The sequence below is a fragment of the Staphylococcus sp. HMSC069E10 genome, assembly GCF_001809205.1.
Classification (GTDB): domain Bacteria; phylum Bacillota; class Bacilli; order Staphylococcales; family Staphylococcaceae; genus Staphylococcus; species Staphylococcus hominis.
The window spans coordinates 211,754-226,593 of the sequence record NZ_KV796489.1; the positions used below are offsets into that span (position 1 = coordinate 211,754).

At 31.7% G+C, this 14,840-nt stretch carries 14 protein-coding genes; 12 read left to right on the forward strand and 2 right to left on the reverse strand.

Annotation, left to right across the window (positions count from 1 at the left end; genetic code table 11):
* Positions 1-8 precede the first annotated feature (8 nt).
* Together HMPREF2561_RS08080 and HMPREF2561_RS08085 are read left to right on the forward strand one after the other, a co-directional pair.
* The gene (locus HMPREF2561_RS08080) at positions 9-233 is read left to right on the forward strand and encodes a hypothetical protein (protein ID WP_231103763.1); all 225 of its coding nucleotides are present in this window, start codon (positions 9-11) and stop codon (positions 231-233) included.
* Positions 234-552: 319 nt separating this feature from the next.
* Positions 553-957, forward strand: coding sequence for a VOC family protein (locus HMPREF2561_RS08085; RefSeq protein ID WP_017174564.1), 405 nt, complete (start codon positions 553-555; stop codon positions 955-957).
* 61 nt (positions 958-1,018) lie between these two features.
* Here HMPREF2561_RS08085 and HMPREF2561_RS08090 read toward each other — a convergent pair whose 3' ends face one another.
* On the reverse strand, positions 1,019-2,722 hold the full coding sequence (locus HMPREF2561_RS08090) for an Rqc2 family fibronectin-binding protein (protein ID WP_019835569.1): 1,704 nt from the start codon (positions 2,720-2,722) through the stop codon (positions 1,019-1,021).
* A 158-nt stretch (positions 2,723-2,880) separates the two neighbouring features.
* On the opposite strand from HMPREF2561_RS08090, the gene gmk reads away from it, so the two are divergent.
* The 4 genes from gmk to priA all read left to right on the forward strand — a co-directional run bounded on the left by gmk (position 2,881) and on the right by priA (position 7,590).
* Positions 2,881-3,504, forward strand: coding sequence for a guanylate kinase (gene gmk / locus HMPREF2561_RS08095; protein WP_002448723.1), 624 nt, complete (start codon positions 2,881-2,883; stop codon positions 3,502-3,504).
* The gene (gene rpoZ, locus HMPREF2561_RS08100; protein WP_049379526.1) at positions 3,504-3,716 is read left to right on the forward strand and encodes a DNA-directed RNA polymerase subunit omega; all 213 of its coding nucleotides are present in this window, start codon (positions 3,504-3,506) and stop codon (positions 3,714-3,716) included. Before gmk ends, rpoZ begins: the two co-directional genes overlap by 1 nt.
* Positions 3,717-3,973: 257 nt before the next feature.
* Positions 3,974-5,182: a bifunctional phosphopantothenoylcysteine decarboxylase/phosphopantothenate--cysteine ligase CoaBC gene (gene coaBC, locus HMPREF2561_RS08105; RefSeq protein ID WP_019835570.1), complete on the forward strand. Its 1,209-nt coding sequence runs from the start codon at positions 3,974-3,976 to the stop codon at positions 5,180-5,182.
* Complete coding sequence (gene priA / locus HMPREF2561_RS08110) at positions 5,182-7,590, forward strand: primosomal protein N' (protein ID WP_049415291.1); 2,409 nt, start codon at positions 5,182-5,184, stop codon at positions 7,588-7,590. Before coaBC ends, priA begins: the two co-directional genes overlap by 1 nt.
* Positions 7,591-7,649: 59 nt before the next feature.
* Here the strand turns inward: priA and HMPREF2561_RS08115 are convergent, their stop codons facing one another.
* Positions 7,650-7,853 (reverse strand): TM2 domain-containing protein, encoded by a 204-nt coding sequence (locus tag HMPREF2561_RS08115; protein WP_002448731.1) that lies wholly within the window; start codon positions 7,851-7,853, stop codon positions 7,650-7,652.
* Positions 7,854-8,029: 176 nt separating this feature from the next.
* Here HMPREF2561_RS08115 and HMPREF2561_RS08120 point away from each other — a divergent pair, with 176 nt between their 5' ends.
* The 6 genes from HMPREF2561_RS08120 to pknB are packed head-to-tail and all read left to right on the forward strand — an operon-like array spanning position 8,030 to position 14,613.
* Entirely contained in the window at positions 8,030-8,518 is a 489-nt protein-coding gene (locus HMPREF2561_RS08120; RefSeq protein WP_017174568.1) for a peptide deformylase, read from the forward strand.
* Positions 8,511-9,443, forward strand: a complete 933-nt coding sequence (fmt, locus tag HMPREF2561_RS08125; RefSeq protein ID WP_029376748.1) for a methionyl-tRNA formyltransferase — start codon at positions 8,511-8,513, stop codon at positions 9,441-9,443. Before HMPREF2561_RS08120 ends, fmt begins: the two co-directional genes overlap by 8 nt.
* On the forward strand, positions 9,440-10,747 hold the full coding sequence (rsmB, locus tag HMPREF2561_RS08130; protein ID WP_049379523.1) for a 16S rRNA (cytosine(967)-C(5))-methyltransferase RsmB: 1,308 nt from the start codon (positions 9,440-9,442) through the stop codon (positions 10,745-10,747). The genes fmt and rsmB overlap by 4 nt, the downstream gene beginning before the upstream one ends.
* Before the next feature lies 1 nt (position 10,748).
* Positions 10,749-11,843, forward strand: a complete 1,095-nt coding sequence (gene rlmN, locus HMPREF2561_RS08135; protein ID WP_017174571.1) for a dual-specificity RNA methyltransferase RlmN — start codon at positions 10,749-10,751, stop codon at positions 11,841-11,843.
* Positions 11,844-11,848: 5 nt separating this feature from the next.
* Complete coding sequence (locus HMPREF2561_RS08140; protein WP_017174572.1) at positions 11,849-12,592, forward strand: Stp1/IreP family PP2C-type Ser/Thr phosphatase; 744 nt, start codon at positions 11,849-11,851, stop codon at positions 12,590-12,592.
* Positions 12,589-14,613, forward strand: coding sequence for a Stk1 family PASTA domain-containing Ser/Thr kinase (gene pknB / locus HMPREF2561_RS08145; RefSeq protein WP_049379520.1), 2,025 nt, complete (start codon positions 12,589-12,591; stop codon positions 14,611-14,613). The genes HMPREF2561_RS08140 and pknB overlap by 4 nt, the downstream gene beginning before the upstream one ends.
* Positions 14,614-14,840 lie beyond the last annotated feature (227 nt).

Sequence of the window (14,840 nt, forward strand, 5' to 3'; positions counted from 1 at the left end):
CTTAAAGGGTGATAAAGTTGTCTAAAGACAAAGATAATAATGCATTTTATAATCAGTTAAAACATGTGAATCAATTTTTATACAGTGAAAAAGAATTTAAACAAACAGCACATGTGTTAACTATTAAAGAAAGTATTAAACATATGCATCACGCACAAATGGAATCTTTTGAGCATACAAGTGACTTCTTTAAAAAAGCCAAAGCACGTTTACGTCAAAAAGATAAAATCTAAATATAGAAAGAAAGATACATATAAATATGAATCAACATATTTATATGTATCTTTTTATATCAATCTATAATTAACTTAACGTATAAAGATTTTAATTAACACCCATCCGATTAATAAAACGATGACCATTGCTAATAGTGGTAGAATATAATGCATCATATTAAATGCCTCCTATTATACTTTTATTTAATTTTAACTGTTTATGGAAAGTTTTCAAAATTAAAGCTACTTTTAATTCAAAGTTCTTAATAGCTAACTTTTTATTATTTTTAAAAATAGTTTAAAATAGACATTAATTATAAATTATAGGAGGATTACAATGGAAATACCTAAAGTAACACCATTTTTAATGTTTAATAATCAAGCTGAAGAAGCAGTCAATTTATATACAAGCTTATTTAAAAACAGTGAGATTTTAACAATGGTAAAATACGGAGAAGATGGTCCTGGAGAACCTGGGACAGTTCAACATTCTATTTTCACATTAAATGGTCAAGTATTCATGGCGATAGATGCCGATAATGGTGAAGAATTACCAATGAATCCTTCCATCTCTTTATATATCACTGTTGAAGATGCTATGGAAATGGAACGTTTATTTAATGGTCTAAAAAAAGAAGGTGCTATACTGATGCCTAAAACTTCTATGCCACCATTTCGTGAGTTTGCATGGGTGCAAGATAAATTTGGAGTAAGTTTCCAACTTGCATTACCAGAAAAATAGACACTATGATATATAAAATCCGTAGATGACTTAAAAAAAGCATCTACGGATTTTTATTTTTTTAATTTTTATCCTGCTTCATACGCTGGATTTGGTCATAATCAGGTGTTGCATATAACGTTTTTTGATTATCATATGTGACAAATCCTGGTTTAGCGCCAGAAGGTTTATGGACATTTTTGATTTCTGTATAGTCTACCGGTATCTGACCAGAATTTCCAGCTTTAGAGAAATATCCCGCAAGCATTGCTGCCTCTTTTATCGTAGTCTCACTCGGTGCATCATTTAAAATGACAACATGCGAACCTGGAATATCTTTAGTATGGAACCATATATGTGATTTTTGAGCTTTACGATTTGTTAAATAATCATTTTGCTTGTTATTTTTACCTACTAAAATCGTGTCTCCATCTGAAGAGATATATGTTTGTAAATGGATTTTATCTTGTTTTTTCTTTTTAGTATTTTTACGTTGTTTCATAAATCCTTGTTCTGCCAATTCATCACGAATGTCATCAATTTCATCAACTGTAATATGTTCTAATTGCTGTTCAATATTGGCAAAATAGTCAATATTTTCACGTGTAAGAGCAATTTGAAGATCGAGTTCTTTTTCTCGTGTCTTCATTCGATTATATTGCTTATAGTAGTATTGAGCATTCACAGATGGTGATTTAGTAGGGTCTAATGGAATCGTTACTTCTTCATTAGTATAATAATTTAGAACGTTTATAGACGCGTCACCTTGTTGAATACGATAAATATTAGCAGTAATGAGTTCACCGTATAATTGTTGTGTGTCTTTATCTTTAGCACTTTCGTATTCGTCTATAAGTTTACTTAACTTGTGTTGATATTTTTGTAATTGTTGTTGTACGAAGCGTACTAGATCATTCGCACGTTGTTTTACACGTTCTCGCTCACCTCTAGCATCATAATAACGATCTAACAAATCATGTAATGAATCATAGATAACAATATCATCCGAGAATTGTTTTAATTTCATAAAATAGAAATCTTCTTTACCTGTTTCATGATTTTTATGAAATACTGGTACGGGTACTTTTAATGTTTGGTCAATCACTTCTTCAAAAGCTTGAGGTAGAGTATCTTGATTCATAAATTGGTAACGATTTGTAATTTCATTTGTAATTAGAGGACTAAAGCCTTCAAACGCATTGAGTAATTGTTTAGCAATTTTTCCGGCATTAAAGTCAACGAATTTGAGCACTTCATCACTTGAAATATCATATGGATTTCGTTTGTTTTGAGTAGGAGGAGCTTCATATTTGAAACCAGGCATCACTGTACGATACTGATTTGTATTTGGCGTCAAGTGTTTAAAGCCTTCTATAATTTTATATTGATCATCTACTAGTATTAAATTACTATGTTTACCCATGATTTCCAATATCACTGTTCGATATATCGTATCGCCAATTTCATCTTTACTTTCAATGTCAATTTCTACTCTACGATCATTACCGATTTGTCGTATTGATTTAACAATACCTCCCTCTAAATGCTTACGAAAGACACGTGCAAACATTGGTGGGTCAAAGGGATTGTCGTACTTTTTATTGGTGAGATGCATTCTTGAAAAATTGGGATGAATAGATAACAATAGATGATGGTTTTTACGATTTTGACGAATAATCATAATGATTGTGTCATTTTCTGGTTGATTAATTTTGTGAATTCTACCTGTTACTAAAAATTGTAGTGATTCTATTATCTTTTTTGTAAATAAGCCATCATAAGCCATAATTTTTTCCACCTTCAGTTTTGTCATTCATTATATTGTAACATGGTAACAATAGAGCGTCATGAGTTAAGTTTATCCTAGTACACTCTATACAACGTAAACAACAATGTGATATCATATTTAAATAATAGAAGAATAGCTTAGAGAGGTCGTAAGGCATGGATAATGAAAAAGGATTACTAATTGTTCTTTCAGGTCCTTCAGGAGTAGGTAAAGGAACTGTTCGTAAAGAGATATTTGACGATCCAACTACATCATATAAATACTCAATCTCGATGACTACGCGTCAAATGCGAGAAGGAGAAGTTAACGGTGTAGATTACTTTTTTAAAACGAAAGAAGAATTTGAAGCATTAATTCAAGAAGATCAATTTATTGAATATGCCGAATATGTAGGAAATTACTATGGGACACCCGTACAATATGTTAAAGATACAATGGCTGAAGGTCATGATGTGTTTTTAGAAATTGAAGTTGAAGGTGCGAAACAAGTAAGAAAAAAATTTCCTGACGCATTATTTATCTTTCTTGCACCGCCAAGCTTAGATCATTTGAAAGAACGTCTTATTGGTCGCGGTACAGAAACAGATGAAAAGATTCAAAGTAGGGTAAATGAAGCACGTAAAGAAGTAGAAATGATGAATCTTTATGATTATGTCGTTGTTAATGATGAAGTTCATTTGGCTAAAGAAAGAATTCAATCAATTGTAGAAGCCGAGCACTTAAAAAGAGAACGCGTTGAAGCGATATATAGAAAAATGTTATTGGAGGCAAAGAAATAATGTTAAACCCACCGTTAAATCAATTACAATCACAAATTAATTCAAAATATTTAATTGCAACAACAGCTGCTAAACGTGCACGTGAATTAGACGAAAAGCCTGAAACTGCATTACTAAAGGGTTATCATTCAGCAAAACCTGTAGGTGAAGCACTAGAAGAGATCGCAAGCGGAAAAATTTCACCTGTTGTACCTGAAGAGTTTCAAGCATAAATAAAATTATTTTGTTATCAGTTAAGTTGTTGTTCTGAAATATAAGTTACCATGTATTTCAGACTTTTAAACATTTTTGCAATCTCTGATTCAATTGAAAATGTACTTATATAAGCGTTTTTAGAATCAGTTAATCTTGCGGGAGTAGAACAGTGAATTAAAAATCTGTTCTACTCCCGTGTTTTTAGTTTTTCATCTTAGTTGTGTATAATAAATTTAAAAGTGAAGACTATAAATATAACTAAAGGAGTCGAATCATGAAGAACATTCTATTAGCTGTTACAGGAGGCATTGCTGCTTATAAAGCAATTGATTTAACTAGTAAACTTACGCAAGCGAATTATGATGTAAGAGTAATGCTCACTGATCATGCACAAGAATTTGTTACACCTTTAGCCTTTCAAGCCATTAGTAGAAACCCTGTATATACCAATACATTTATTGAAGAAAATCCTGAAGACATTCAACATATAGCATTAGGTGATTGGGCAGACTGTATCGTTGTTGCACCTGCTACCGCTAATACTATTGCCAAATTAAGTGTAGGTATTGCTGATGATATCGTCACATCAACGCTACTTGCTACAGAAACCCCTAAATTTATTGCTCCAGCTATGAATGTTCATATGTATGAAAATAAACGTACGCAACATAATATTTCTGTATTAAAAGACGATGAATATCATTTTATTGAACCTGGAGATGGTTTTTTAGCATGTGGGTACATTGCAAAGGGACGTATGGAGGAACCTCTTCAAATTGTCAAAATCATAAATGATTATTTTAAAGATAAGAATGAACTATCACACATATCTCATACTTCTTTTGAAGGGAAACATGCTTTAGTTACTGCCGGTCCTACAATTGAAGTAATTGATCCAGTAAGGTTTGTATCTAATCGTTCCTCTGGAAAAATGGGATATGCAATTGCAGAAGCTTTAGCTAAAAGAGGTGCAAAGGTGACGCTTGTGGCAGGACCAACGCAACTTGATAATCCAGAGAATGTAGAAGTCATTCATGTAGAAAGTGCAGAAGAAATGTTTAATGCAGTTACAAGTCGATATGAAGAACAAGATATTGTTGTTAAAGCAGCAGCCGTCTCAGATTATACGCCGGCTGATGTATTGAATCATAAAATGAAAAAACAAGATGGCAATCTTTCTGTCACTTTTAAGCGAACAAAGGACATTTTGAAATATTTAGGTGAACATAAAACACATCAATACTTGGTCGGATTTGCAGCTGAAACCCAAAATATTAATGCTTATGCACAAGATAAATTAAAACGTAAAAATGCGGATGTCATTATTTCGAATAATGTAGGAGATCAGACCATTGGATTTCAATCTGATGATAATGAACTCACTATGCATTTTAAAAATGGACAACGTATTAATATAAAAAAAGGAAAGAAAGTGCAACTTGCACAACAAATTTTAGATGAACTGGAAACTAGGTGGCAATAATGATTGCGAAGGTCATTGTAGATATTCCTTCTAAGAGTGTTGATTTTAAATTCGATTATCTCGTACCTGACCATTTAAAAGATTTTATAAAAGTGGGTGTAAGAGTTGTTGTACCGTTTGGTCCACGTACCATTCAAGGATATGTTATGGATATACAACAACAACCAAGTGAAGATGTCAATATAGATAAATTGAAAGCAATTAAAGAAATTAGAGATATTCGACCAGAATTAACACCTGAACTTATCCAATTAAGTGAATGGTTGAGTCATTATCATATTTCAAAACGCATTTCTGTGTTAGAGGCAATGCTTCCAAGCGCGATTAAAGCAAAATACACTAAAGTATTTAAAATAGTCCGTCACAATGATATTGAAGAAGATATATTAAAATATTTTGATAACAACGGATATTATAAGTATAAAGATGCGCAAAAAAATAATCATTTAAATATATTAAATCGTTTACTTGAACAACATTTAATAGAAGAAGAAACCATATTATCTCAACATACAAAAAGAAAAACACAGCGTGCAGTACGAGTTGTTGAAGGATACAATCCAGATGATATATTAGCTTTACTAGAAAAGAAATTAAAACAATATGATGTGTATGCTTATCTTTTAGAAGAACATCATAGAAATGTATTTTTAAAAGAACTTGAAGAAATGGGGTTTTCTAAATCAAGTATAGAGGGTCTCGTCAAAAAAGGTTTCCTTGAAAAATATGATGCTGAAATTGAACGAGATCCTTTTGCAAATCGTATCTTTGAAAAAGAAGAAAAACGAATGTTAACCCCTGATCAAAATAACGCATTTCAACAAATTAAAGAAAAAATAGATCACAACGCACAACGTACATTTTTATTACACGGCGTCACAGGTTCAGGTAAAACTGAAGTCTACTTGCAAGCCATTGAAGAAGTATTAAAAAAAGATGAACAAGCCATGATGCTTGTTCCAGAAATTGCGCTGACACCACAAATGGTTTTACGCTTTAAGCGACGTTTTGGTGATGATGTAGCTGTCTTACATTCAGGTTTGTCAAATGGTGAACGATATGATGAATGGCAAAAAATTAGAGATGGAAGAGCACGTGTAAGCGTAGGTGCGAGATCAAGTATCTTTGCACCATTTAAAAACTTAGGCATTATTATTATTGATGAAGAACATGAATCAACATATAAGCAAGAAGATTATCCACGTTATCATGCTAGAGACATAGCAGAATGGAGAAGTCAATTTCATCAATGTCCATTAGTATTAGGAAGTGCGACACCAAGTCTTGAATCTTATGCACGGGCAGAAAAAAATGTATATCAATTACTTACTTTACCTGAAAGAGTTAATCAACAAGCTTTACCTTCAATAGATATCATTGATATGAGAGCAGAACTAAGTTCAGGTAATCGTTCCATGTTCTCTGAAGAATTAAGACAAGCGATTCATGATAGACTGAATAAAAATGAACAAATCGTTTTATTTTTAAATCGACGGGGTTATGCTTCGTTTATGTTATGTCGAGATTGTGGATATGTTCCACAATGTCCACATTGCGATATTTCGTTAACTTATCATAAGACGACAGACCAACTAAAATGCCACTATTGCGGCTATCAAGACTTGCCTCCTAACCTGTGTCCTAATTGTGAAAGCCCGCATATTAGACAGGTTGGTACAGGTACACAAAGGGTAGAAGAAATTTTACAACAAGAATTTGAAGAGGCACGTATTATTCGTATGGATGTAGATACGACGTCAAGAAAAGGTGCACATGAAAAGCTATTGACTGATTTTGAAAAGGGAAAAGGCGATATTTTATTAGGCACACAAATGATTGCAAAAGGTTTAGATTATCCAAATATAACATTAGTTGGTGTGCTTAATGCCGACACAATGTTAAATTTGCCCGACTTTAGAGCGAGTGAAAGAACGTATCAGTTACTTACACAAGTTTCAGGTCGTGCTGGTCGTCATGAAAAACCCGGTAAAGTGATTATTCAAACATATAATCCAACTCATTATGCAATAGAAGATGTTCAAAAAAATGATTATTTAACGTTTTATCATAAAGAAATGCAATTTAGAAAATTAGGTAAATATCCACCTTATTATTATTTAATTAATTTTACTATTGCGCATAAAAATATGAAAAAAGTAATGGAAGCTGCTAAACATGTACATCAAATTTTACTGCAACATCTTTCAGAAAGAGCACTCGTACTTGGACCTTCTCCAGCGGCAATTGCTAGAATTAATAACGAACATCGTTTTCAAATATTGGTTAAATACAAGAGTGAGCCAGAATTAATTCATGCATTACAGTACTTAGATGATTATTATCATGAAGCATATATTAAAGATAAATTATCGTTAAGGATTGATATCAATCCTCAAATATTAATGTAAAAAAAGAGTTGCACCGTTTGCGTTTAACTGCGTGGTGTAACTCTTTTTGTATTTACATGTTACATTGTTACGTTTCCATTTTCATCTGCTGGTCTTAGTAATGTCAGAATCGCACTGATGATTGCAATAATATGAGGAATTCCTGTCCAACAGAATAATAAATGAAGAAGACCAGACATCATTTTACCAGCATAAAATTTGTGTACGCCAAAGCCACCTAAAAAGACAGCTAGGATAATGTAAATCACTTTATTGACTTCCATTCTTTATACCTCCTTAGTCTATTTAATATATTAATTGTCTTCATAATTATTTTAGATATGAAAAAAATTAAAAGCAATTAAAGTTATCTGAGAAGAGTGAAGATAAGACTAAGGTCGCATTTTAAATTGAATTACGTTATAATAATATGATGAATTTTTTTCGGGAGGCGTTCTAAGTGGCAATAAAGAAATTAGTTCCATCGACTCATCCTGTTTTATCTAAAAAAGCAAAAAAGATAACAACTTTTGATGAAAATTTAAAACGTTTATTATTAGATATTGAAGACACTTTATATTCTGAAGAAGCATCAGCTTTATCAGCGCCACAAATTGGTGTAAGTCAACGTGTTGCTATAATTGACATGGAAGCGGAAGGACTCTTGCAATTAATCAATCCTAAAATCAAAACAGAATCTAATGAAAAAATCATTGATTTAGAAGGTTCGGTTAATCTTCCTAATGTATTTGGGGAGGTAGAACGTAGTAAAATGATAACTGTAGAAGCAAATGATTTAGAAGGTCACGAGATTGAATTAACTGCTTATGATGATGTGGCTAGAATGATACTGCACATCATTGATCAATTAGATGGTATTCCATTTACCGAACGTGCTACAAAAATATTGACTGAAAAAGAAGTGGAGGCATATTTTGACAATGAGTAAGATAATTTTTATGGGAACACCAGATTTTTCAACAAAAGTACTAGAGATGTTAATCGCTGAACATGAAGTCATCGCAGTAGTTACTCAACCAGACAGACCAGTAGGACGTAAGCGTGTATTAACCCCTCCTCCTGTAAAGAAAGTGGCAGAAACATATCACATTCCAGTATATCAACCTGAAAAGTTAAAAGATTCTAATGAGTTAAATGAACTTATGGATTTAAATCCTGATTTAATTGTAACGGCAGCATTTGGACAATTATTACCTGAAAGTCTATTAAATCTTCCTAAGTTAGGTGCTGTAAATGTACATGCCTCATTATTGCCAAAATATCGTGGTGGAGCACCTATTCACCAAGCCATTATAGATGGTGAAGCACAAACGGGTATTACAATCATGTATATGGTGAAAAAGTTAGATGCAGGTAATATTATTTCTCAAAAGGCCATCGACATTGAAGATGATGATAATGTAGGATCAATGCACGATAAATTAAGCTTTTTAGGTGCAGATTTATTAAAAGAAACATTACCTTCTATTATAGATGGTTCAAATGAAAGTATTCCACAAGATGATTCAAAAGCAACGTTTGCGTCTAATATTAGCAGAGAAGATGAACGTATCGATTGGACTAAAAGCGCTAAAGAGATACACAATCATATTCGCGGATTATCACCATGGCCAGTGGCTTATACAACTATGAATGATAAAAATTTAAAACTATATCAAGCTCATATTGAAAAAGGAAAAAACGGAGAACCAGGTGAAATTATAGAAATCACTAAGACTGCAATTATTGTAGGAACTGGCTCTTTGGATGCTATTGCATTAACAGATATTCAATTATCTGGGAAAAAACGAATGCTTGCTGCTCAATATTTAAGTGGTGTACAAGATTCATTAGTGGGGACTAAATTAGTATGACACAATCAGTAAGAGACCTTGCATTTCATACCATTCAAGATATTTTAAACGATAATGCTTATAGCAATTTAAAAATTAACGAAGTCATTAACCAATATAATATTGCAACTGTCGATAAAGCATTGTTTACAGAATTAGTTTATGGAACAATAAAGCGTAAAATGACTTTAGATTTTTATTTAAAACCCTTTGTTAAGACTAGAATTAAAGGTTGGGTACGTCAATTATTATGGATGAGTTTATATCAATATGTCTTCCTAGATAAAATACCTAATCATGCAATTATAAATGAAGCAGTTAATATTGCTAAACGTCGTGGTGGCCAGCACAATGGGAACATCGTTAATGCTATACTTCGTCACATATTTAAAAGTGACTTACCGACATTGGAAACAATTAAGAATGAAAAGCAACGTATGACGATTGAATATAGTATACCAAGATGGATTATTGAGCATTGGATTACACATTACGGAATAGAAACGACACATAAGATTGCAAAATCATTTCTAGTACAATCTGCAAGTACAGTAAGAGTGAATACAAGTCGTACGGATGTTGAAACAATAAGTAAGGAGCTTTTACAAGAAGGCTATCATGTGGATATCGATCAACTCATTCCATATTGTTTACACCTTACAGGTAAACCAGTGATTGAATCTCGAGCTTTTAAAGATGGACTTATTTCCATCCAGGATAAAAGTTCAATGTTAGTAGGATATTTAATGGATGTTCAAAAAGACGATACCATACTAGATGCATGCAGTGCTCCTGGCGGTAAGGCTTGTCATATGGCAGAATTACTAGCATCCACAGGCCATGTAGATGCTACAGATATTCATAAGCATAAAATTGGTTTAATTAAAGAAAATATCAAAAAGTTAAAATTAAAGAATGTGTCCACTTTCGACCATGATGCAACACAACCATATTCAGAACTATATGACAAAATTTTAGTAGATGCACCTTGTAGTGGATTAGGTGTATTAAGACATAAGCCTGAAATTAAATATGTACAATCTAAGGATAGTATTAATGATCTTGTAGAAATTCAATTAAGTATATTAGATAATGTTAAACATAACTTGAAACCAGGCGGTTCACTTATTTATTCAACTTGCACAATTGAACAAATGGAAAATGAAAATGTAATTTATACATTTTTAAAAGAAAATAAAGATTTTGAATTTGAATTGATGACGCATCCTGTTACTGGTGAAAAAGTAAAAACACTACAAATTTTGCCACAAGACTTTAATTCAGATGGCTTTTTCATTACTAAAATAAAAAGAAAGGAAAGTTAAGATGATAACTGCTGAAAAAAAGAAAAAAAATAAATTCTTACCAAATTTTGAAAAACAATCAATATATTCGTTAAGATATGATGAAATGCAAAATTGGTTAATTGAGCACGGACAACAAAAATTTAGAGCTAAACAAATTTTTGAATGGTTATATCAAAAGCGTGTAGACACTATTGATGAGATGACTAATTTATCTAAAGACTTAAGACAATTGTTAAAAGATAACTTTGTTATGACAACGTTAACTACCGTAGTTAAACAAGAAAGTAAAGATGGAACAATTAAGTTTTTATTTGAATTACAAGATGGTTATACCATTGAAACGGTATTAATGAGACACGATTACGGTAATTCTGTATGTGTAACGACTCAAGTAGGCTGTCGAATTGGTTGTACATTTTGTGCTTCAACTTTAGGTGGTTTAAAGCGTAACTTAGAGGCTGGCGAGATTGTATCTCAAGTACTCACAGTTCAAAAAGCACTTGATGCTACTAATGAACGTGTATCACAAATTGTTATTATGGGAATTGGTGAACCCTTCGAAAATTATGATGAAATGATGGACTTTTTAAAAATAGTCAATGATGATAATAGTTTAAACATTGGGGCGCGACATATTACAGTATCAACGTCAGGAATTATCCCACGTATTTATGACTTTGCTGATGAACAAATTCAAATTAATTTTGCAGTAAGTTTACATGCTGCTAAAGATGAAATTCGTTCAAAATTAATGCCAATTAATAGAGCGTATAATGTTGAAAAATTAATGGAAGCAATCAAATATTATCAAGAAAAAACGAATCGTCGAATTACATTTGAATATGGATTATTTGGAGGCGTAAATGATCAACTTGAACATGCAAGAGATTTAGCACATTTAATTAAAGATTTAAACTGTCATGTAAATCTTATACCAGTCAATCATGTTCCTGAACGTAATTATGTTAAAACACCAAAAGATGATATTTTTAAATTTGAAAAAGAATTGAAACGTTTAGGCATCAATGCAACAATTAGAAGAGAACAAGGCTCAGATATAGATGCAGCATGTGGACAATTAAGAGCTAAGGAACGACAAGTAGAAACGAGGTAATCATCATGCTTAACGCACAGTTTTTCACAGATACTGGACAACATCGAGAAAAGAACGAAGACGCGGGAGGTATATTTTATAACCAAACACATCAACAATTGTTAGTGTTGTGTGATGGAATGGGTGGTCATAAAGCAGGTGAAGTTGCAAGTCAATTTGTTACTAATCAATTACGAGACTATTTTGAAACAGAAAACTTTATTGAATTAGACCAAGCTGAATCATGGTTAAGTAAAACATTAAAAGATATTAATCTCGAATTATTTGAATATGCTACAACGAATGAAGAATATCGTGGTATGGGCACAACGTGTGTATGTGCCCTCATATTTGATAATAAAATTGTAGTAGCAAATATTGGTGATTCTAGAGCATACGTGATTAATTCAAGAGAAATTGAACAGATTACATATGATCATTCATTTGTTAATCATTTGCTTATGACCGGACAAATTACTGAAGAAGAAGCGTTTAATCATCCTCAACGTAATATAATCACTAAAGTAATGGGTACTGATCGCCGAGTAAGTCCTGATATTTTTACAAAGCGCATCAGTTACTATAATTATTTATTACTTAATTCTGATGGACTGTCAGATTATGTAAGAAATCATGAAATAGAAACGTTAATGAATCAGTCTACATCATTAAATGAACTTGGAGAAGCACTAATACAAGCTGCCTTAGATCATCAATCTAAAGATAATGTGAGTGTACTATTAGCTGAAATTGAGGGTAATAATGTATGAATGGCAAGCTAATTAATGATCGCTATCAACTCTTAGATAAACTTGGTGGCGGAGGAATGAGTATTGTTTATCTTGCTGAAGACACTATACTTGAACGTAAAGTGGCTATTAAAGCAATTTCTATTTCACAAAACGAAAAAGATGAAACTATGAAACGTTTCTACAGAGAGGTAAATAGTGCTACACAAATTGTTCATGAAAATATTGTGGAAGTATATGATGTTGAAGAAGATGATGATAATTTCTATCTTATTATGGAATATATTGATGGACCGACACTATCTGAGTATATACATAGCCATGGTCCATTGAATATAGAAACAGCTATTGATTTTATTAAGCAAATTTTAAATGGGGTAAAACAAGCACATGAGCAACGTATTATACATAGAGATATTAAACCTCAAAATGTACTAATTAATAAAGATAAAATTTTAAAAATTTTTGATTTCGGCATCGCAAAAGCGTTAAGTGAGACATCAATGACTCAAACAAATCATGTGCTTGGAACGGTTCAATATTTATCTCCTGAACAAGCTAAAGGAGATAAAACGAATGAAACAACCGATATCTATTCAATTGGTATAGTATTGTATGAAATGTTAGTTGGTGAACCTCCTTTTAGGGGAGAGACAGCTGTAAGTATTGCTATTAAACATATTCAAGAAACAGTTCCTAATATTACTGAAAAACATCCAAATATTCCACAATCTTTAAGTAATGTGGTACTTAAGGCGACTGAAAAAAACCCTAAAGATCGTTATCAAACGATAGAAGAAATGTATAATGATTTGAGTAGTGTGCTTGTTACAAGCAGATTAAATGAAGAAAAGCATACGCGTATAAGTGATACCACCCAAACAGTACCCATTGATAAAAAAGAAATAAAAAACAAACTTGATGAAGAAAATCATAAAAAAGATATAGCGCAAACGATGCAAATTCCTATTATCAATCATCATAAATTTCAAGCAAGTGAAAATAATGTGTACACATCTCAACGTAAAAAACGTTCTAAAAAGAAAAAGGTCGCTATTATTTTTATTCTAGCGCTTTTATTATTAAGCTTGATTGGGTTTATCGCTTGGGGCATGCTTGGTGATAAATATGCAGAAATGCCTGATTTAACGGGTAAAACTGAAAAAGAAGCAGAAAAAGTATTAAAAGCTTCGCATTTAGAAATAGGACATATATCTAGAGAATATAATGATGACTATCCCGAAAATAAAATTATTAACTCCAATCCTAAAGCAGGAGAACGTGTTAACCAACAAGAAAAAGTAGATGTTGTATTATCAAAAGGTCCAGAAAAGATAAATATGCCTAATGTGATAGGGATTAAAAAAGAAGATGCTATAAAAAAACTTAAAGATCATAAATTAAATCATGTGACAATTAATCAAGAATATAATAGTCAAATGCCAAAAGGATATATTTTCAAGCAAAATATTAACCCTAATGAATCGGTGAAAATTAACGATCATCATATTGTACTGACTGAATCGTTAGGTGTAAAAAAAGTTTACGTCAAAGACTATGAAAATAAAAACTATCAAAATGCTAAAAAAGAATTAGAGTCGAGGGGTCTAAAAGTACAAGTTAAGACGACTAATAGTGATACTAAAGATAAGGATATCATTATTTCACAATCTCCAAAACAGACTGAAGTAAATGAAGGAAGTACAGTAGAACTTATGGTTTCTAAGGGGAAAGATAAAAAAAAAGATTCAAAAGAGGACTCGGATTCTTCTGATGATAAGAAAGATAATCATACGACAAGCGTAAAAAATTATACGGAAACTTATCATATTCCGTATACTGGAAATGATGGAGAAAGCCAAAAGGTAAAGATTTATATTAGAGATAAAAATAATAGTGGTACACAGGTAAGTCAAACATACAATATTCACAAGGATAAAATCATTACTATTCCATTAAAAATTGAACAAGGTGATTCTGCTGGATATACGATTGAAGTAGATGACAATGTTATTGCAGATAAAGATATTGACTACGAATAAATTTCAAATATCAGAATAAGAGTAAGATAGTAATGATAAGTTATTCATCGTTTACTGTTTATACATTAACGTGTATTTTATCATATAAATGATGTTAATTTTAAAAGACAATTTCTATTGAAATAATATAGAAATTGTCTTTTTAACAACTATAATTTTATTATGTAAAGTTAATTTTTTAAGTGATTTCAATGTCTTTCTATCCTTATCTTTATGATGAGGGTATA